Origin of the sequence: Morganella psychrotolerans (assembly GCF_001676055.1) — a bacterium.
In the GTDB taxonomy this organism is placed as follows: Bacteria; Pseudomonadota; Gammaproteobacteria; order Enterobacterales; family Enterobacteriaceae; genus Morganella; species Morganella psychrotolerans_B.
The window spans coordinates 96,792-117,523 of sequence record NZ_LZEX01000034.1; the positions used below are offsets into that span (position 1 = coordinate 96,792).

The 20,732-nt window shown below is 47.9% G+C and carries 17 protein-coding genes and 1 pseudogene; 4 read left to right on the plus strand and 14 right to left on the minus strand.

Annotated features, from left to right (window positions below):
* Positions 1-361: 361 nt before the first annotated feature.
* The 4 genes from AYY17_RS14310 to AYY17_RS14320 form a co-directional block, all read right to left on the minus strand.
* A complete protein-coding gene (locus tag AYY17_RS14310) occupies positions 362-1,615 on the minus strand; it encodes a phosphoethanolamine transferase (protein ID WP_082981405.1) in 1,254 nt (417 codons plus the stop codon).
* Between the two features lie 351 nt (positions 1,616-1,966).
* On the minus strand, positions 1,967-2,104 hold the full coding sequence (locus tag AYY17_RS22750; RefSeq protein ID WP_156656717.1) for a hypothetical protein: 138 nt from the start codon (positions 2,102-2,104) through the stop codon (positions 1,967-1,969).
* A complete protein-coding gene (locus tag AYY17_RS14315) occupies positions 2,080-2,574 on the minus strand; it encodes a hypothetical protein (protein WP_067424625.1) in 495 nt (164 codons plus the stop codon). The genes AYY17_RS22750 and AYY17_RS14315 overlap by 25 nt, the downstream gene beginning before the upstream one ends.
* Positions 2,575-2,679: 105 nt before the next feature.
* Positions 2,680-3,396, minus strand: coding sequence for a sulfite exporter TauE/SafE family protein (locus tag AYY17_RS14320; RefSeq protein ID WP_067424627.1), 717 nt, complete (start codon positions 3,394-3,396; stop codon positions 2,680-2,682).
* 117 nt (positions 3,397-3,513) lie between these two features.
* Between AYY17_RS14320 and AYY17_RS14325 the strand changes: the two genes are divergently transcribed.
* On the plus strand, positions 3,514-4,395 hold the full coding sequence (locus AYY17_RS14325) for a LysR substrate-binding domain-containing protein (protein ID WP_067424628.1): 882 nt from the start codon (positions 3,514-3,516) through the stop codon (positions 4,393-4,395).
* Positions 4,396-4,405: 10 nt separating this feature from the next.
* Complete coding sequence (locus AYY17_RS14330) at positions 4,406-4,828, plus strand: putative signal transducing protein (RefSeq protein ID WP_067425082.1); 423 nt, start codon at positions 4,406-4,408, stop codon at positions 4,826-4,828.
* A gap of 36 nt (positions 4,829-4,864) precedes the next feature.
* Here the strand turns inward: AYY17_RS14330 and AYY17_RS14335 are convergent, their stop codons facing one another.
* Complete coding sequence (locus AYY17_RS14335; RefSeq protein ID WP_067424631.1) at positions 4,865-6,199, minus strand: NCS2 family permease; 1,335 nt, start codon at positions 6,197-6,199, stop codon at positions 4,865-4,867.
* Between the two features lie 221 nt (positions 6,200-6,420).
* Between AYY17_RS14335 and adeD the strand changes: the two genes are divergently transcribed.
* On the plus strand, positions 6,421-8,181 hold the full coding sequence (gene adeD / locus AYY17_RS14340; RefSeq protein WP_067424633.1) for an adenine deaminase: 1,761 nt from the start codon (positions 6,421-6,423) through the stop codon (positions 8,179-8,181).
* Positions 8,182-8,302: 121 nt separating this feature from the next.
* On the opposite strand, the gene AYY17_RS14345 is transcribed toward adeD, so the two are convergent.
* The 9 genes and pseudogenes from AYY17_RS14345 to ubiG all read right to left on the minus strand — a co-directional run bounded on the left by AYY17_RS14345 (position 8,303) and on the right by ubiG (position 17,618).
* Complete coding sequence (locus AYY17_RS14345) at positions 8,303-8,914, minus strand: histidine phosphatase family protein (protein WP_067424635.1); 612 nt, start codon at positions 8,912-8,914, stop codon at positions 8,303-8,305.
* A gap of 111 nt (positions 8,915-9,025) precedes the next feature.
* Positions 9,026-9,952, minus strand: coding sequence for a phosphatidate cytidylyltransferase (locus AYY17_RS14350; RefSeq protein WP_067424636.1), 927 nt, complete (start codon positions 9,950-9,952; stop codon positions 9,026-9,028).
* Entirely contained in the window at positions 9,942-10,619 is a 678-nt protein-coding gene (locus tag AYY17_RS14355; RefSeq protein ID WP_067424638.1) for a lysophospholipid acyltransferase family protein, read from the minus strand. The genes AYY17_RS14350 and AYY17_RS14355 overlap by 11 nt, the downstream gene beginning before the upstream one ends.
* A complete protein-coding gene (locus AYY17_RS14360) occupies positions 10,616-11,284 on the minus strand; it encodes a CDP-alcohol phosphatidyltransferase family protein (RefSeq protein ID WP_067424639.1) in 669 nt (222 codons plus the stop codon). The genes AYY17_RS14355 and AYY17_RS14360 overlap by 4 nt, the downstream gene beginning before the upstream one ends.
* A gap of 149 nt (positions 11,285-11,433) precedes the next feature.
* Positions 11,434-12,579, minus strand: coding sequence for a tyrosine transporter TyrP (gene tyrP, locus AYY17_RS14365; RefSeq protein ID WP_328585541.1), 1,146 nt, complete (start codon positions 12,577-12,579; stop codon positions 11,434-11,436).
* Between the two features lie 221 nt (positions 12,580-12,800).
* Positions 12,801-13,067: a class I ribonucleotide reductase maintenance protein YfaE gene (gene yfaE / locus AYY17_RS14370; RefSeq protein ID WP_067424640.1), complete on the minus strand. Its 267-nt coding sequence runs from the start codon at positions 13,065-13,067 to the stop codon at positions 12,801-12,803.
* Positions 13,067-14,197, minus strand: coding sequence for a class Ia ribonucleoside-diphosphate reductase subunit beta (gene nrdB / locus AYY17_RS14375; protein WP_067424641.1), 1,131 nt, complete (start codon positions 14,195-14,197; stop codon positions 13,067-13,069). The genes yfaE and nrdB overlap by 1 nt, the downstream gene beginning before the upstream one ends.
* 12 nt (positions 14,198-14,209) lie before the next feature.
* Positions 14,210-16,503: pseudogene (gene nrdA, locus AYY17_RS14380) on the minus strand (class 1a ribonucleoside-diphosphate reductase subunit alpha).
* 377 nt (positions 16,504-16,880) lie between these two features.
* Positions 16,881-17,618, minus strand: coding sequence for a bifunctional 2-polyprenyl-6-hydroxyphenol methylase/3-demethylubiquinol 3-O-methyltransferase UbiG (gene ubiG / locus AYY17_RS14385; protein WP_067402167.1), 738 nt, complete (start codon positions 17,616-17,618; stop codon positions 16,881-16,883).
* Between the two features lie 374 nt (positions 17,619-17,992).
* Between ubiG and gyrA the strand changes: the two genes are divergently transcribed.
* Positions 17,993-20,614 (plus strand): DNA topoisomerase (ATP-hydrolyzing) subunit A, encoded by a 2,622-nt coding sequence (gyrA, locus tag AYY17_RS14390; RefSeq protein ID WP_067424642.1) that lies wholly within the window; start codon positions 17,993-17,995, stop codon positions 20,612-20,614.
* The last annotated feature ends 118 nt before the right edge of the window (positions 20,615-20,732 follow it).

Sequence of the window (20,732 nt, forward strand, 5' to 3'; positions counted from 1 at the left end):
GTGATAATTTAGGATGTTTACGAAAATCGGGTACAGTATCGGGCAGAAAGAATAAACAAAATGACAATGAGTTTTCAGGTTCTATACAATTTCGCACAAGAATGTTCTGATAATATAAATTTTCCGTACGGGATTTTACCTGTATTTATCACTTATCATGAGGGTGTGCCAATAAATGCAGATTGTTTATATGTGGTTGAATATTCCTGAATAATAAGACGATTTAGTTAATGGTGCAGGAGTTTTGGTGTGTGGCGGTATAAGCAGGTGCTGTTTTGTTATCTGCATTCGGGTATGCGTACGACTTGAATCGGGATGCTGATTAAGGATTGATGATCCTTTAGCATCCCGTTTTTACCAGCTACTTATCGTTTTCATTCAGGTACACAGAAAAAGGCTCAGGAATTTCATCTATTGACAGAATCCGGTCATTTTCTTTCTCTTTATTTACAATCTCTGTATTTAAAGAATACCCAAGAAGCTCGGACAAAATATATTTATTCATAAGTCCGCTTATCCAGCCATTTTTATTGCGATATTTTTCAATAAATTGACAGTTATAATCGGGGTTACTTGATTTATACAGGAAAGGAACAAGAAATTGATCCAGACCTGTTCTAAATCCATGTCCTTTATTTACTATTTCTCCATGATCAGATGTATAAATCAGGGTGTAGTCATTAGTTACAGTTGTTATTTCCCGGTAAATATTTTTTATAACATTATCAGTATGATAAATAGTTAGATCATAGTCATCAGTATTCTTTAGTGTATGCTTTTCTGTATCGGTGTAATTAATATAAGGTTTATGACTACCCCATAGATGAATAATAATGAATTTTTTCTCATTTTTATCAGACAATGCTTTCTTTAAAGAAATAGGCAATAAATCATCATTATCTTCTTGTATATCGAGAATATCGCTTTTGGATGCAATAAATCCATATTTTGACCCATGTACACCTTTTATGGGTTGAGCGCCAAGCCAATAGGTCTTATAGCCTTGTGCCTGAGCCATTTCGATAATTGATTTTTTATTGAATAAATTTTCCTCTGACTCAGGTGTATAAAATGATAATGAAAGTGATATCGAATTTCGGGTGATAGGTGCACTTGAGTGAGCTTGCCTGATAATACATGAATCCGGAGAAGAAAATATATCATCTAATGAAGGTGTGGTATTTTTAGTATACCCATAAAGGCTAAACCGTGTTGGTAGCGCAGATTCTCCTATAATCAATATAATAAGTTTGTTTTCTGAACTATGCTGTGATGCTATAGAGTTGTCAAAATATTTAGCAATATTATTTACATGATATCTATCATTATGCACTGAAGCATTAACTATGTAAGAGATGTTTCCTATTACAATGGGGAATTTATCCTTGATATACTTTCCAAGCTCATGAGGGTCTTCCTTAAAATCAGCTATCAGTCTATTTTTATTTGAGATTATTTCAGAGGATAACGATACTACAAATAAGCTATAGAAAACTATGGGTAAAAAATTAAACCAGGACGGTAGTTTTTTTTTGTTTTTATTGACGATAAGGAAGATAGCAATAGTTGTTAATATGGCAGGAAGGATTATAGGAAAAATATAATGCGAGAGCATCAGCAGGGATTCTGTTTTATTTGTTTCTACAATTGAATCTAAAACTCCAATTGAGAGGCTCTCACGAAATTCGATGAAATAAAATATTTCCAGAAAAAATAGTATGGATAGAAAACCGCCAATAATGTTAACAATATTTTTTTTTACTATTGAGTAATGCTAAAAATAAAAAAACAAACCCAAAGCTAGAAAGGTGAGGGTCTGTTGAGTCACGCTTGTATATGTGTGCATCTATAATATAAACGGCTACTAATATAAGAAATATTAGTATTATATGTTTTTTGTTTTTCATTGTATTTTTTCTATCAAGTTAAAGATAAGTTAATATTCGACTTTTATTTTATAAGATGTTTAAAAGCATTTATATTCAAATGTAGGTCGTCCAAAGCTAAATTTCATTTCCAGATTTGTTTTTTCACAAAGTGAGATTGCATCCCTGACATTTACCCACATAGCAATTGTGTCTATAGGAATATCATCAATGTCCATACACCTTCCGGTATTAACAAAATTAAGATAAATTTTATCAACAGTTTGTTTTTATGACAAATTGAACAGCGGCAGGTGCGTTTTTTATAAAACAAGATATTCCCAAGTTTTAATGATTGGATCTCATTTAAAACATCGGTAAGTATTTGTTTATTTTTATGTTCATTTCTGCGCATAAAATAAAGTTCATCATAAAGATCAACAAAATCAGAGGTACTAATATCATTTATATTAACAATGCTGCCTTCGTTTTTGTGATATGCATCAGGATCACCCGCTAAAAATTGGTCATTCCATACACAAATGGCGGCAGTTATGCGTTCCTTATTATACCGGATATAATCTTTTTCATTCAGATCATATAGCGGATGTAAAAAAGTTAAGATTTCCGGCGATGTTGATAAAACACCGCCATACAGGTTATATGCCTCAAGATAATTTGAAGAATTGGCTTTTTTCCATCCGAACATTAATACTACCAACAAGTTACGTGATTAATTAATTGGGCAAATTGTAGCATGTTTTTATTCAGTATCGATAGTGATACATAGCGGGGAATTAATACGGTTATAATTTTATCCTGCAAAAATCAACCCAACCCCGGCCACAATCAGTACAGTATCCAGGATCCATGAATAAAATGCGGGCGGGAGAGCCAGGACGATACGCTTTGCACCCAGTGAGCCGAGGGCTATCATCATGCCGGTGAGCAGGCCGCTGATCATGATGTCAGGGGTGAGGATGCCGAGCCGGGTGAATGTGACCGATTTTGTCAGGTAAAGCAGAAATGAAATGGCAGATTCTGTTGCCAGCAAAGGTGCGGGCAGTAATCCGTATGCGCTGAGCAGGGGTAACATCAGCGGGCCGGTGGAGAATACCAGTCCGGTCAGAAATCCGGTGAATATGCCGCAGAATAATAAATGCACCGGACGCAGGGTAAAATTACTGTATTTCAGCCAGTGCCGTGCGGGGCAAAGTGCCAGAAAAAAGATCCCGAGTGTCGTGTTAAGAATGGATTCCGGCAGGGCGATCAGGGTATTGGCACCGGCAACCACCGCCGGAAGTGCGGGCAGTGCAAACCAGCAAAAGGCTGACCAGTCAATTTCTTTACGCCAGATAACTACCCGCGAAATATTTCCGAGAAGCGCGGCAATTGCCATAACGGGAACGGCTTCTTTTGCACCAAGGGTGGCGGTGAGTACCGGGATCAGAATTAATGAGGATCCGGTTCCTGTGACGCCGCTGATAAGCCCGGCGATAATGCTTGTTAATGATAATAATAAATAACTCATGTTTTAATCCGTTTCCTGCGCGATAATTAAGAAGGTCAGCGCAGATCAGCATAATTCCGGCACAGCTTGCTTGCAGCGCTGAAAACTCACACCCTTGTGAATAAAAAGAGGATGTTAATGCGCGAATTACCTCCGCTCTCTGCATTACGGGCATTTCTGGCGGCCTGTCAGAGTGACAGCTTCAGCGAAGCGGCAGAAAAACTGAATGTTACTCACGGGGTTATCAGCAAACAGGTGCAGGTGGCAGAAACCTGGTTCGGCGTCACGTTGTTTGAGCGCAAAGGTTCCCGGCGCGTGGCGACACCTTATGCTCTGACGCTGGCGCAAGAGCTGACTCTGGCACTGGAAGGAGTGAGTGATGTTGCCGCCCGTCACCGCTTCGGAAGAGTGAATCACCCGCTGCGCATCAGTGTACCTGCATCGTTTTGCCTGTATTGGCTGATGCCGCGTATCGCTCAGTTTTATCAGCAATATCCGGATATCAATCTGAGAATTGATTCTGCGGTCAGCAGTGAGCAGGAGAGTACCGGGCGGTATGATTTGGTTATCCGCCGGCAGCCGGATACAACATCACAGATAAAACCGTTTTTTTGTGATAGCAATGCATTGCTGGCGTCACCGGGCTTTATCAGCCGCCATCCCGTTTCTGTGCCGCAGGATGTTCTCAGTGTGCCGTGTATCGAAACACTGACCCGTCCCCGCAGTTGGGCAAAATGGTGTGAAGCCGCCGGAATCAAACATGTGCCGTGCAGCAGTGTGCACCGGTTTGATCATTTTTATGTGACAGCAGAAGCGATTAAAGCAGGGCTGGGGTTTGGTATTGGTCCGGTGAATCTGTTGCAGAACAGTTTGCAAAAAGGGGACATTCAGATTGTTTTCCCTGACATTATCACCGATGCTTATTGTTATTATGCCCTGACACCGGTCGGCGTTCAGAAAACGGTAGCACACCGGGCGTTTGAATCCTGGCTTTTCAGTACAGGAAATGCAGCCGGATAACGGAGGAATTATGTGGAATATTCACCCGACGCGGGAGAAATTCGAGTTATTGTCGCAGTATCTGTCACCGCTGGAAGCCCGTATTGAGGCGGGATTACTGGAGTCTGAAGGGATTAAGGTGATGTTGCTGGATGAAAATATTGTCTGGAATAATCAGATGTATGCACAGGCGGTCGGTGGTGTGAAATTACTGGTGAGCCATGATGATGCACAGAAGGCTCAGGTTGTTCTGGATGAATTACACCGCGGCGCGTATGGCATCGATGATGACGGTGAACCGGCAGAAGCAGGATCCTGTGCGGTGGTAAAAAACCGGGCCGGAGATCATTTTAATACAGGATTTGTTTTTCTGATTTTTCTGACTCTCGGGCTGGCATTGCCGTTTAAGGCGCTGCACCGGCATCTGCGCGATAAAAAAGAGAAGGCAGAATAACAGGCAGCGGCACAATACCGCCACCTGTCGGAGAACTTAGTGATCGACAAAGACAAACTTCAGTACAAACAGCAGCGCAACCAGGATCACGCACGGATTCAGCTCTCTCCAGCGACCGCTGCCCAGTTTCATCACACAGTAAGAGATAAAACCGAGGGCTATCCCGTCGGTGATTGAGAAACTGAACGGCATCATGATTGCGGTAATAAAGGCAGGAACCGCATCCGTTAAATCATCCCAGTTTACCCGCGCCAGGCTGGATGTCATCAGCACGCCCACATAGACCAGCGCACCGGCAACCGCATAAGCCGGCACCATCCCCGCCAGCGGGGACAGAAAAATCACCAGCAAAAACAGGAAGCCGACCACAACGGCCGTCAGTCCTGTCCGGCCACCGACCGAAACCCCTGATGTACTTTCAATATACGCCGTTACTGACGATGTCCCGATATACCCGCCGACAACGGAACTGATACTGTCCACGTAGAGCGCTTTTTGCATATTCGGAAATTTACCGTCTTTATCTGCCAGTCCGGCTTTGTCTGTCACGCCGATCAGGGTGCCGGAGGAGTCAAACAGGTTTACTAACATAAACGAGAAAATAATACCTGCCAGACCGATATTAAAAGCGCCTGCCACATCCACCTTACCCAGCACGCTGGTCACATCCGGCGGCATGGAGAAAATACCCTGATAAGTCACATCGCCCAGTGCCCAGCCGAGCAGAGTGGTGATCACAATGGAGATAAGAACCGCTGCATGAATACGGCGTGCCGCCAGGATAGTAATAATGAAAAAGCCCAGAGCGCCGAGTAAAACAGAGTGTGAGGTCAGATCACCCATTGACACCAGCGTGTCAGGATTCGGGACAACCAGCCCGATATTTTTCAGCCCCATCATGGCGATAAACAACCCGATCCCGCTGGTGATCCCTATTCGCAGCCCGGACGGAATACTGGCAATCATCCAGTAGCGGATACGGAAAACAGTCAGCAGAAACATGCCGAGTGCTCCCCAGAAAATCGCGCCCATCCCTATCTGCCATGAGTAACCCATTGTGGTCACCACGCCGAAAGCAAAAAACGCATTCAGCCCCATTGCCGGTGCCAGTGCAACCGGCAGATTGGCAAGGCAGCCCATCAGAATACAGCCGAAGGCGGCAATCAGACAGGTGGTAACAAAAACAGCCTGCGTATCCATACCGGCGGCGCCGAGGATTTGCGGGTTAACGAACACGATATATACCATGGTCAGGAAAGTGGTTAAGCCTGCGATCACTTCAGTACGTGCGGTTGTTCCGTGTGCCTGTAAACGGAATATTCGTCCCAATGCACTTGTTTCCCGGCATGTCTCCGGTGTGTGAGTATCCATTTTATGCTCCTGTCGCCCTGGGGGAAGATAACTGGTCTGATAAATGCATAATCAATGCCAGTATCGTAATAACATCCCGTAAGAGTCGGTAATCATCCGGCTGTGTCGCAGTAATTTGAAACAATTGCAGCGGGGATCACTTTTATATCGGCGCAGCACGCATAACAGATGTTGCGCTGTGAAATCACATTATCAATGTGAGAGAAAAACAGGGGACAGTGATGAACAGTGAGAAAAATAAACATACACGTACGCCGGATCGCGACGCGCTGAAAAAACTCCTTGCCGTTGCCCGCAGTGAAGAGCTTGCTGATTATCGTATTGATAATGTCCGGATCCTGGATTTGGTGAACGGAGGAGAATTTCCGGGACCTGTAGTGATAAGCGGGACATCCGTTGCCGGTGTGGGCGCGGTGTATAAAGACGCCCCGGCGCATCAGGTTATTGACGGAAAAAATGCCGTGATCGTTCCGGGCTTTATTGATGCACACCTGCATATTGAATCAAGCATGATGACACCGGTGACCTTTGAAAGTGCGACTCTGCCGCTCGGGGTGACGACGATTGTCTGTGATCCGCATGAAATTGTGAATGTGATGGGTGAAGAGGGCCTCGAATGGTTTTTGCGTTGTGCACAAACGGCGCAGCAGAATCAGTTTGTACAGGTAAGCTCCTGCGTACCGGCACTGCCGGGCAGTGATGTCAACGGTGCAGATTTTCCGCTGACTGACATGATGAAGTATAAAGATCATTCGCATGTACTGGGTCTGGCGGAGATGATGAACTTTCCGGCGGTGATTGCCGGAGAATCAGACACACTGGATAAACTGGATGCATTCCGCGACATGACGCTGGATGGACACTGTCCGATGGTCACCGGTAAAGACCTGAATGGGTATATTGCAGGCGGGATTGAGAATTGTCATGAATCCCATCGTTATGAGGAAGGGCTGGAGAAACTGGCGCTCGGAATGGCGCTGATGATCCGCGAAGGTTCGGCGGCGCGTAATCTTGATGCGCTCGCGCCGCTTATTACACCGATGAGCAGCCCGCAATGCATGCTGTGTACGGATGATCGTAATCCGTGGGAAATTATTCATGAAGGGCACATGAATGCCCTGGTTTACCGGCTGATTAATCAGCATAATATTCCTGTGCATGTGGCATACCGGGTGTCGTCCTGGTCGGCGGCACGGCATTTCGGACTGAAAAACCTCGGGCTGGTGGCGCCCGGAAAAAGAGCGGATTTGATTCTGCTGCGTGATGAAAAAACAGTCGATATTCAGGCAGTGATGTGTGGCGGGCAGTGGGTGGATGAAGCCGCGCTGTTACGCTCCCGCGAAGCAAAACAGACGGCTTCGCGCCCGCCGTTACAAAATACGGTGAAACGCCGTGCGGTAACAGCACAATCCCTGACATTTGTGCCGGAAGACGGGCGACGTTACCGCGCCATCAGCGTGATCCCGAATGAGTTGATAACCGGAGAGAAACTGGTTACGTACAATAGCAATCACTTTGATTGTGAGGGAATTTGTTCGCTGGCAGTGATCGAACGCTACGGGCGCGAAACCCCGCCGGCGACCGCACTGCTGCACAATTTCGGGCTGACTCGCGGTGCGCTGGCCTCAACGGTCAGCCATGACAGTCATAATATTGTGGTGGCAGGAATCGATCCCGAAGATATGGCGCTGGCGGTAAATCAGTTGATCGCCGGTGGCGGTGGCATGTGTGTGGTAGCTGGCGGGCAGGTTCTGAGCCATGCGGCGCTGCCCATTGCCGGGCTGATGAGTGACAAAACGGCAGTTGAGATAGCAGCAGAAATTGAATTACTGAAAGCGGCCTGCCGTGATTGCGGGGTGATGCTGGATGAGCCGTTTATTCAGATGGCGTTTCTGTCGCTGCCGGTGATCCCGACACTCAAACTCACCAGCCTTGGCTTGTATGATGTGAATAAATTTGTCTTTACACACAGTGAGTTATGAGTTACGAGTTACGAGTTAACAGTATATACCCAACGTCATTCAAGATGCAGCCAACGAACCTGCAGTTTGAATGAATAAGGGTATAGCTATCTGTTTCGCTGAATAAGCGGCTATGTGACTATCAAACGGGAATGTTGCGGGTAAAACGCATCATTCCCCAATAACTGTTATGTGTTTTTTCAGTCAGTTGCCAGCCCTGCTTTTCCAGCTCTGCGCGCAATGCCCGGTTGATAATTCCGTGCGCCATCGCCAGTACCGCACCGTGCTCTTCTGCATGCCGGCTCAGTGTTTGTGCAGCATTATGTGCCCGCCTGCGCACCTGTGCCACTGATGGCACAGACTTCCCGCCACCCGCCAGCCACAACAGGCGAAAGGCGGTCACCCACCACATCGGCGGTAACTTCAGCGGCATCAGCAGCGCCGGGGAGAAGACCGGTAATACAACTTCATGCAAATCATCAATAATAACGCGCGGGGTTATTCCTAATTCAGCCAGAGACGCTGATGTCCGGATAAGCGGGCTGGCGACCGGAAAATAGCGGGATAATTCAGATGCAGAAAGGGATAACGGCGGGCTTTGCGGGGAATGAACACCGTTTGCATCATATTCTGCCAGCCAGTTTTTCAGGTCACGCAGCGCAATTGGCGTTTTTTTATCCAGTGCCGGCTCGCCATGGCGGATAAGCAGTATTTCCTGTTTATGTGCGGCAGAGTTGATATTTCCGTGTGACATGTATTTCCCGAAAGATGAGTAAGAAAAACAGATGATTGAAGCGATATATGCGATGTGGCGACTCATCAGATCCCGGCCTGAACCTGTCAGGCCGGATATTCATGAGTGCTGTCAGACGTAAAAATATTTCAGAACATGGAAGAACACCGGGGCTGCAAAACAGAGGGAATCCAGCCTGTCCATCATGCCACCGTGTCCTTCTATCATTGAGCCGAAATCTTTGATCCCGGTATCGCGTTTGATGGCAGACATGCATAATCCGCCGGCAAAGCCCGCCAGACAAATCATCAGTGAGAGCAGGAACGCCGCCCACGGGCTGAAGGGTGTTGCCCACCACAGCGCCATACCGACAAAGCTCGCACTGATAATACCGCCGATGAATCCTTCCACTGTTTTGTTCGGGCTGAGTTTCGGCACAATCGGGTGTTTGCCGAACAGTTTTCCGAACACATACTGAAGCACATCTGAAATCTGAACCACGATCATCAGAAACAGCAGAAGATTGATATTATCCGTAAAATCCGGGATAGGCAGCAGGAGCAGCGCCGGTGCGTAACTCAGGCAGTAAACTGCAATCATTACACTCCACTGTATTTTTGCCATGCGCTCCAGAAAGTGGCGCGTGTCGCCTGAGAGCACCATGCGGGTCGGGATAAACAGAAAAGCATAAACAGGGATAAACACCGCCAGCAGGTTATACCACTGAACGCCAACCAGAATGTACTGAATAGGCAGAATGATAAAAAAGCACCAGAAGAGTGCGCCGTGGTCACCTCTGTGGGTGGGGGTGAGGGTGATAAGCTCGCGCAGCGCAAGCAGGGACATAAAGGCAAACAGCACCACAGAGCCTATTGGTCCGATACTTATTGCGACAGCGGCAATAATACACATCAGCCACCAGGCGCGGATACGGGCATTAAGATTGCTTATTACCGATGTGTTGCCTTTTACCTGTTTCAGGATAAGCCCGATAATAGTTGCGACGGTCAAAAAGCCAAACAACCCGGCGAATATCCAAAATAATTCATTATCTTTCATGATGCATTGCCTCTAACACCCGGCGGGTCCGTAATAAAAAATCTGCTTTTTCTTCATGTTCACCGGCAGGTTCAACCGGCGCGCCAAATGTTGCGGTACAGATTATCGGCACGACAACCCGTGAGCCTTTCGGCAGCACGCGGTTGAGGTTTTCCAGATAAACCGGCACCAGTACCACATCCGGATTATGGCGGGAGAGATGCCAGAGTCCGGCTTTAAAATCCTGAATCTGTTCACCGTCACCGCGTGTTCCTTCCGGAAATAAAATCAGGGAATCTCCGCTGCTCAGTACTTTTTGCATAACATCCAGCGGGTTCTCTGCCGGCGGGCTGTCACTGTGTTCTGTTTCATTGACCGGCTCAATCTTTTTACCGCGGGCAATTAATACCGCACCAAAAATACGCTGTGCGATATAGCGGCGGAATTTGGTTTTATCCCAGTAATCCTGCGCGGCAACCGGATGGACGTGCTCACGGGCTTCGCCGGTTAAGCATGACCAGATAACCAGTCCGTCGAGGTGGCTGGAGTGATTGGCATAATAAATACAGGGTTTACCTTCCGGCAGCGGAGCATTCTGTTTTGCGCGGATACCTGTCAGGAACCGGCAGACCGACACTAACAGTGCGGAGACAACTTTTTTATCCGGTGACATTTTTTTGCGGGTCATCTTTCGTTATCCTTACGTAAATCGGCCATCAATACGGATGTGCGGCGCAGGGTCGTCCACAATGCCCCCAGTGTGATTACCCATAACACGATGAAAAACAAGCTCTGAGACCAGTCCGGCGGCAGGAAACAGGCGACAACTGCACTGACAGTGAGCAGTGCCATCCGGTGCTGTTTGGCCATCGGACCGAGAAATTTTTGGGGTTGTTCACAGGCGCCGCCGAGCACGCGGACATAGGCGGTCATAACGGACATCAGTGCTGCAGCCCAGCCAAGCTCCGGTGTCCACGAAATGAACCCGGACAACCCGTAGCCCACACCAATCAGGATCAGCGAATCGGATATGCGATCTGGTAAATCATTGAATACCGCTCCGACCGGGCTGCGTAACCCGCCTTCCACCGCTACCATGCCATCGAGGAGATTACAGATAAGCCGCCCCTGAACCAGCAGTGCCGCCAGTACAAACAGCAGTATGCGCAATGCCGTAATTTCACTGTTCAGTGCGCCGAAAAAAGCGAGAGCGGAGAACAGGGCGAACACCACACTTGCCACTGAAATACCGTTTGGTGTTGCACCGCGCTGTTGCAACCATCGGGCGCCTGCGGTTGCCCATCGTGTCTGGCGGGCTTTTATCGGACGTCTGTCCTTGATTTCAGGATCCATGTTTTTTCCGTTATGCAAAGATTACACTATCGATGTTATAAGATTTCATCACGTATTAATAATAGAGATGTAACAAAACAGATAAAACAAAACATAAAAAAAGCCGGGAAAGATCCCGGCGTGATAATTATTACAGTAATGTTCGTTTATCAGATATTCGGCAGATAACCGGCAACCTTAATAAATTCAATGGAAATAACCAGCAGACCGAACAGGAAGATAAAGATAAGTACACCATTACCGCCCGCAACGCGGTAAGCGCCTTTTTTCGGGTTTTTCCGCACATTGTAAGCCAGCATAGCAGGCAGAAGCAGCGCCAGGAATGAGAGAGCCACGGCAGCATACGCCAGTGCCTGGGTAAAGCTGCTGTAGAACAGGGCGCAAATTAATGGTGGTGCGAAAGTCAGGATCCCGGTTTGTGAGCGTCCGAAAGCACTGTTGCTGCGTCTGAACAGGTCAGCAAGGTAATCAAATAACCCGAGTGCCACACCCAGGAAAGAAGTGGCTAATGCCAGATCCATAAACAGACTGACCACGATATTTACATGTTTGTTGGCAACCGTGTCACTGATGGCGGTCAGAAGCCCGTTCAGACCGGCTTTCTCGGAGAGGATCCCGAAGAAAGTATCAGACGGGATAGCCCCGAGCGTCGCGACCTGCCATAACAGGTAAGCAATCAGCGGGATAGCACTCCCTGTCAGAAAGACAAAGCGCAGCTTTTTGCTGTCACCGTTCATGTAATTGACCAGGCTCGGTACACTGCCGTGGAAACCAAATGAAGTGAAAACCAGCGGAATAGCGGAGAGTACCAGTCCGTTCTGAATCGGCATGCTGGCAAGGTTTGCCATATTAACGTGCGGCATCATGACGGCGAGCATTACGATCAGGAAAATAATTTTCCCGGTAAACAGCAGGCGGTTGATGAAATCCACAGAGTGAGTGCCGACACAGACCACAAGGCCGCCAATCAGCGTAAAGGCAATAGTCGCGGTACCGGGTGTAACAGATATTTGCCACCAACTTTGCAGGCTGGCGGAGATCATCTCACCCGCGCCGCCGATGTACGCCGTTGTCAGGGCATACATCAGAAGTAACATACTGAATCCGGTAAGAATTTGTCCGGGTAATCCGAGGTATTTGCGGGCAACTGTACCTAAGCCCGTATCCGGTGAACTATACTGATAAACTTCAACCATCAGTAAAGCCGTATAACTCATGATCGCCCACAGGCCGATCAGAATAAGCGAAATGACCGGAAATCCGATCCCCGCAGCCGCCAGTGGCATTGCCAGCATACCGGCACCAATCGTCGTCCCTGCAACGATCAGCACACTTCCCAGTGTACGATTTTTCACCAAAACCTCATGATCTATCTATTAATAATAAGTGAATAAAGCCTAATGAAAAACAGGAGAAGTGTCAAATTTAAATTACGCGTTTCGTAAAGATATCGTTACACTAATGGCGTAAAAAAACCGGATTGCAGATCCGGTCACAAAAATGGTCATGAACTGGTTCAGAGCTCGAGTTCAATATCACTCATCGGGTAGCAGCAGCAGGGGAGAATTTCACCGTCTTGGATAAAGGCGACCGGGCGGGTGCGGTAACCGACTTTTCCGCGTTTCAGCCGGACGCGACAGGCACCGCAGTATCCTTCGCGGCACTGAAATTCGACAGGAACGGATTGTTCGAGAGTATTAAGCAGGAAGTGATGTTCTTCACTGATATAACGCAGTTGTATTCCCTGCATGTTGCCATGCAGGGTAATTTTATGGCTTGGCATCAGAGCTCGAAATTACTCAGTTCATCAGTGTTGACTTCAGAGTCTATCTGACCGACCAGGTAAGAGCTGACTTCCACTTCCTGCGGGGCGACCTGCACATTATCAGAGACCAGCCACGCATTTATCCACGGGATCGGATTGGAGCGGACGTTGAACGGCAGCGGCAGACCCACCGCCTGCATGCGGATATTCGTGATGTAGTCCACATACTGGCAGAGAATTTCTTTATTCAGGCCGATCATCGAGCCGTTACAGAACAGATAATCTGCCCATTCTTTTTCCTGCTCTGCCGCACGGACAAACAGATCATAGCAATCCTGCTCGCACTCTTTGGCAATTTCTGCCATTTCCGGGTCATCCTGACCGCTGCGCAGCAGGTTCAGCATATGCTGCGTGCCGGTGAGATGCAGGGCTTCATCGCGGGCGATCAGTTTGATGATTTTTGCGTTTCCTTCCATCAGTTCGCGCTCGGCAAAGGCAAACGAGCAGGCGAAACTGACATAAAAGCGGATCGCTTCCAGCGCATTGACACTCATCAGACACAGGTACAGCTGGCGTTTCAGGGCGCGCAGCGACACATTGATAGTTTTACCGTTGGCCGTATGCGTGCCTTCACCAAACATATGGTATTCACCGGTCATACGGATCAGGTCGTCATAATACCCTGAGATATCTTTTGCCCGTTTGATTATCTCTTCATTTGCCACGATATCGTCGAAGACAATTGAAGGGTCATTCACGATATTACGGATAATATGCGTGTAAGAGCGGGAGTGGATAGTTTCCGAGAAAGACCAGGTTTCCACCCAGGTTTCCAGCTCCGGTATAGAGATAAGCGGCAGAAGTGCCACATTCGGGCTGCGTCCCTGAATGGAGTCCAGCAATGTCTGATATTTCAGGTTACTGATAAAAATATGTTTTTCGTGATCCGGTAACGCATTGTAGTCAATGCGGTCACGGGACACATCCACTTCTTCCGGACGCCAGAAGAAGGAGAGTTGTTTCTCGATTAATGATTCAAAAATCGGGTATTTTTGCTGATCATAACGGGCGACGTTAACAGGCTGCCCGAAGAACATAGGTTCTTTGAGCTGATCATTATGTACCTGTGAAAATGTTGTATAAGCCATTATTTATTCACCTTAAATTTTACACGCGCCGCCTTCACAACCATCGTCAGCTGCTTCTATTACTTCATCCGGGAGATCGCCCTGGACATCTTCCGCACCATCGCGGGTATTGTGGTAATAGAGTGTTTTTACACCGAATTTGTACGCGACCAGTAAATCTTTCAGTAACTGATTCATCGGCACTTTGCCGCTCGGGAAGCGGGTAGGATCGTAGTTTGTATTGGATGAAATAGCCTGATCCACAAATTTTTGCATGATCCCGACCAGATGCAGATAGCCTTCATTTCCCGGCATCTGCCATAATAATTCATACGCGGATTTCAGGCGCTCGTACTCCGGCACAACCTGGCGCAGAATACCGTCTTTGGACGCTTTCACACTGATGTAGCCGCGTGGCGGTTCAATACCGTTGGTGGCGTTTGAGATTTGTGATGATGTCTCAGACGGCATCAGGGCAGAGAGCGTGGAGTTGCGCAGACCATGTGTTTTGATCTCTTCACGCAGGGTTTCCCAGTCAAAATGCAGCGGTTCGTCAGTCAGTTGATCCAGTGTATTTTTATAGGTATCAATCGGCAGAATACCCTGTGAATACGTGGTTTCGTTGAATAACGGACAAGCGCCGTACTCTTTTGCCAGTTCACAGGAGGCTTTCAGCAGGTAATACTGAATAGCTTCAAAGGTTTTGTGTGTCAGATTGTTGGCGCTGCCGTCTGAATAGCGGACACCGTGTTTTGCCAGATAATAGGCAAAGTTAATCACACCAATACCGAGTGTACGGCGACCCATCGAGCCTTTACGCGCGGCTTCAATCGGGTAATCCTGATAATCAAGCAGTGCATCCAGAGCGCGGACAGCCAGAACCGCCAGCTCTTCCAGTTCATCAAGCTCTCAATTGCGCCGAGGTTAAAGGCAGAAAGCGTACAGAGCGCGATTTCGCCGTTTGGATCATTAATATCATTCATCGGCTTGGTCGGCAGTGCGATTTCCAGACACAGGTTGGACTGGCGCACAGGTGCGACTGACGGATCAAACGGGCTGTGAGTATTACAGTGGTCGACGTTCTGGATGTAAATACGTCCGGTTGATGCGCGCTCCTGCATCATCAGGGAGAACAGTTCCACCGCTTTCAGGCTCTGTTTACGGATGGACGGATCTTTTTCATATTTCACATACAGGCGCTCAAACTCATCCTGATCGGCGAAGAACGCGTCATATAGCCCCGGAACATCCGACGGGCTGAACAGGGTAATATCCTGACCTTTGATCAGGCGCTCATACATTAATTTGTTGACCTGAACACCGTAATCGAGGTGGCGGACACGGTTTCCTTCAACACCCCGGTTGTTTTTCAGTACCAGCAGGCTTTCCACTTCCAGATGCCAGAGCGGGTAGAACAGCGTTGCCGCACCGCCACGCACGCCGCCCTGTGAACAGGATTTTACCGCGGTCTGGAAATGTTTGTAGAACGGGATGCATCCGGTGTGGAATGCTTCACCACCACGGATAGGGCTGCCGAGTGCGCGGATGCGACCGGCATTGATGCCGATCCCCGCGCGCTGGGAGACATATTTGACAATCGCACCGGAGGTCGCGTTAATGGAATCCAGGCTGTCACCGCACTCGATCAGAACACAGGAACTGAACTGGCGGGTCGGGGTACGGACACCGGCCATGATTGGTGTCGGCAGTGAAATTTTGAATGTAGAGGTGGCATCGTAGAAACGGCGGATATAATCCAGGCGGGTTTCTTTCGGGTAATGCGAAAACAGGCATGCCGCCACTAAAATATAAAGGAATTGTGCGCTTTCATAGACTTCGCCGGTAACCCGGTTCTGAACCAGGTATTTCCCTTCCAGCTGCTTGACCGCGGCATAAGAGAAATTCATGTCGCGCCAGTGGTCGATGAACTCATTCATCTGATCAAATTCAGATTCGGTATAATCGGTTAACAGACTTTCGTCATATTTCCCGGCCTCAACCATCTTTTTTACATGGGCATATAATTCAGGCGGTTCAAACTGACCGTAGGCTTTCTTGCGCAGGTTGAAGATAGCCAGGCGGGCTGAAAGATACTGATAATCCGGGGTTTCTGCGGAGATAAGGTCAGCGGCTGCCTTGATCATCGTTTCATGGATATCCGCAGTTCGGATCCCGTCATAGAACTGAATCTGGGAACGTAACTCGACCTGGGATACGGAGACATTGTTCAGACCTTCAGCGGCCCAGGCAATGACCCTGTGGATTTTATCTAAATCGATACGTTCTTTGTGACCGTCACGTTTGGTAACAAGCAGATTCTGGTTCATCAGTTGATATACCCTGTTTTGAAAATTACACCAGTCGGGTGTGGAAGCCGTTATTATTGCGCAATAAACCAAAAAAAAACGATCCCCTGAACAAAAATCCCGGGAATGTCAATGGTGGGCGCTAAACGATTTAAACACAAGATGTAGTGTGTCTGTAAAAGATGGGTAACAAGATAATGATAAATGGCGCCGGGATCAAGTGTACAAAATCGGGATCTTTTGTGGATAACTTGAGGATAGTCACCTGCAAACGGAGTGGTAAGCACTGAGATCACTGGAGAAATGAAACTGTGCTTACCTTGTTAAGTGAACCGATAATTTTAGTAAAATGCGATTCGTTTGGCGTTTTATTAATCTATATAGTAATTATATTGACACTATAAAATAAAACGCGTATGCAACATATAATTTACATCTACATTAGGTGCCAGCCAGAATTTATCACTTAACGGATTGTAGTGTAAGCCGATTATATGCTGTTCACGCAGCCCTGTATTATTCATCCACTCAATCATTTCGGCGGGACGTATAAATTTCTTCGCGTCATGTGTGCCCGGCGGTACCATTTTCAGAATATATTCGGCTGCAATAACCGCCATAAACCAGGCTTTTTTGTTGCGGTTGATCGTTGAGAACACGACATCACCGCCGGGTTTCACCAGACGGGCGCAGGCGCGGATAACCGATGCCGGGTCCGGTACGTGCTCCAGCATCTCCATGCAGGTGACCACATCATAGTGCTGCGGATATAATTCTGCGTGCTGTTCAACCGTTTCCTGCACATAAGTGATATCAGTACCGCTTTCCAGCGCATGCAGGCGTGCAACCTGTAACGGCTCTGCGCCCATATCCAGCCCGGTGACTATTGCGCCTTCACGCGCCATGCTTTCAGAGAGAATACCGCCGCCGCAGCCGACATCCAGTACTGTTTTACCGAACACGCCGTTGACCCGCTGCTGAATATAGCCCAGACGCAACGGGTTTATCCGGTGCAGAGGTTTGAATTCGCCTTCTTTATCCCACCAGCGCGAAGCAACGTCCTCAAATTTTTTAATTTCAGCGGGATCAACATTGGCGGTCAGCGGGGAAGGTTGCGGGCGGGTGGTGTCGTTCATTCGTTCATTCTCTCTCTTTCCTGCGGCAGAACCTGCCGGAATTCGTATTGGCGTCAGTATACAATGCGGATCCTGATGCGTCAGAAATAAAATATTATACTCGTCATACTTCACGATGCCTGGTTGTTGACTGCGCAAAGCCCGCCGGGTCACATACTTGTGTATGCTCCCCGGCGGGCTTCGCTTGTCGCCTACATGCATCCCGAATTATTTAGAGTATATATTTGTCATACTTCAGGATGCTGTCGTCCGCCTGCATCCTGAATGACGTTGAGTATATAATTTAATATCTCGTTTTCTAATTTTCTAAACATTGACGATTTGTGGTATAGTTCCATACCTTGAAATCCGGAGTAATGAGGGATACTGGCTCCATGAGCGACAACGCCAAAGAAATCTTGCCCGTTAATATCGAAGAAGAGCTGAAAAGCTCTTATCTTGATTATGCGATGTCCGTCATTGTCGGACGTGCACTCCCCGATGTGAGAGACGGCCTTAAGCCGGTTCACCGTCGCGTATTATTCGCGATGAAAGAACTGGGTAATGACTGGAATAAAGCATATAAAAAATCTGCCCGTGTGGTCGGGGACGTTATCGGTAAATATCACCCTCATGGTGACAGTGCTGTATATGAAACAATTGTCCGCCTTGCTCAGCCATTCTCTATGCGTTATATGCTGGTGGATGGTCAGGGTAACTTCGGTTCCGTCGATGGTGACTCCGCTGCGGCAATGCGTTATACGGAAGTCCGTATGGCGAAAATTGCCCACGAACTGTTAGCTGACCTCGATAAAGAAACCGTGAATTTCGTGCCGAACTATGACGGCACTGAAATGATCCCCGAGGTAATGCCGACCCGCATCCCGAACCTGTTAGTGAATGGTTCTTCCGGTATTGCGGTCGGGATGGCAACAAATATCCCGCCTCATAATCTGGGTGAAGTCATTGACGGTTGTCTGGCCTTTATCGACGATGAAGATATTTCAATCGAAGGGCTGATGCAACATATCCCGGGGCCGGACTTCCCGACAGCGGCGATTATTAATGGTCGTCGCGGTATCCAGGAAGCATACCGTACCGGTCGCGGTAAAATTCATATCCGCGCCCGTGCCGAAGTTGAGGCAGATGAAAAATCCGGTCGCGAAACCATTATTGTTCATGAAATTCCGTATCAGGTGAATAAAGCGCGCCTGATTGAAAAAATCGCGGAACTGGTTAAAGAAAAACGTCTTGAAGGGATCAGCGGATTGCGCGATGAGTCCGATAAAGACGGGATGCGTATTGTTATTGAAGTCAAACGCGATGCAGTCGGTGAAGTGGTACTGAATAACCTTTATTCACTGACACAGATGCAGACCACGTTTGGTATCAATATGGTTGCCCTGCATCAGGGACAGCCGAAGATCCTGAATCTGAAAGAGATCCTCAGCGCATTTGTCCGCCACCGCCGTGAAGTGGTGACCCGCCGGACTATCTACGAATTACGCAAAGCACGTGAACGTGCGCATATCCTCGAAGGTCTGGCGATTGCGCTGGTCAATATCGATCCGATTATCGAGCTTATCCGCCGTGCTCCGACACCTGCGGAAGCAAAAGCCGGATTACTGGCACAAGCCTGGGCACTGGGAACCGTTTCCGCGATGCTTGAGCGCGCCGGTGATGACGCTGCCCGTCCGGAAGGTCTGGGTGAAGAGTTCGGGATCCGCGATGGTCAGTATCATCTGACAGAAGTTCAGGCTCAGGCAATCCTGGATCTGCGTCTGCAGAAACTGACCGGCCTTGAGCATGAAAAACTGCTGGATGAGTACCGTGAATTACTGGAACTGATCGCAGGTCTGCTGTTTATCCTGCAAAGCCCTGACCGCCTGATGGAAGTCATCCGTGAAGAGCTGGTTGCAGCGAAAGAGCAGTACAATGATGCCCGCCGGACTGTCATCACAGAAAACACCGCTGATATCAATATTGAAGATCTGATTAATCAGGAAGATGTGGTTGTAACATTGTCACATCAGGGCTATGTGAAATATCAGCCGCTGACAGACTATGAAGCACAGCGTCGTGGTGGTAAAGGTAAGTCAGCGGCACGTATCAAAGAAGAAGATTTCATTGAGCGTCTTCTGGTTGCGAATACGCACGACACTATCCTTTGCTTCTCTAATAAAGGGAAGCTGTACTGGCTGAAAGTGTACCAGTTACCGGAAGCAAGTCGCGGAGCCCGTGGCCGTCCGATTATCAATATCTTACCGTTGGATCAGGAACAGAACGAGCGTATCACCGCTATCCTGCCTGTCCGTGAATATGAAGAAGGTAAATTCGTCTTCATGGCAACGGCAAGCGGTACCGTGAAGAAAACCTCACTGACTGACTTCAGCCGTCCGCGCAGCGCCGGTATCATTGCCGTTAATCTTAATGAAGGCGATGAACTGATTGGCGTGGATCTGACTGACGGTAACAACGAAGTTATGCTGTTCTCGGCGGAAGGGAAAGTTGTCCGTTTCCGTGAAGATGCTGTCCGCGCTATGGGACGCACCGCAACAGGTGTCCGTGGTATCCGTCTTGGTGATAATGATGCGGTTGTATCCTTAATTATCCCGTGTGATGACGGTGAAATTCTGACAGTAACAGAGAACGGTTACGGTAAACGGACTGCGCAGGCGGAATATCCGATAAAATCCCGTGCCACACAAGGCGTTATCTCAATTAAAGTGAGTGAGCGTAACGGGAAAGTTATTGGCGCCATCCAGGTCAGCACGGATGATCAGATAATGATGATAACCGATGCCGGTACACTGGTGCGCACCCGTGTTTCTGAGGTCAGTATCGTGGGGCGTAATACCCAGGGTGTGACGCTTATCCGTACAGGTGAAGAAGAGAAAGTAGTTGGTTTGCAGCGCCTCGCCGAACCGGAAGAGGATGAGAGTGAACCGGATGCTGACAGTGAAAGTACGGATGCCGCAGAAAATCGTGACACCGGCACAGAAGATAATATTGATTAAAATTACCGGTTTTTTGTAATATAAACTCAGTAATATTTATAAAGCAGGAACAATAATATTGTTCCTGCTTTTTATTTAGCTCCGGGATTTTGTAAACATTGCACAGTGGTATATCCTA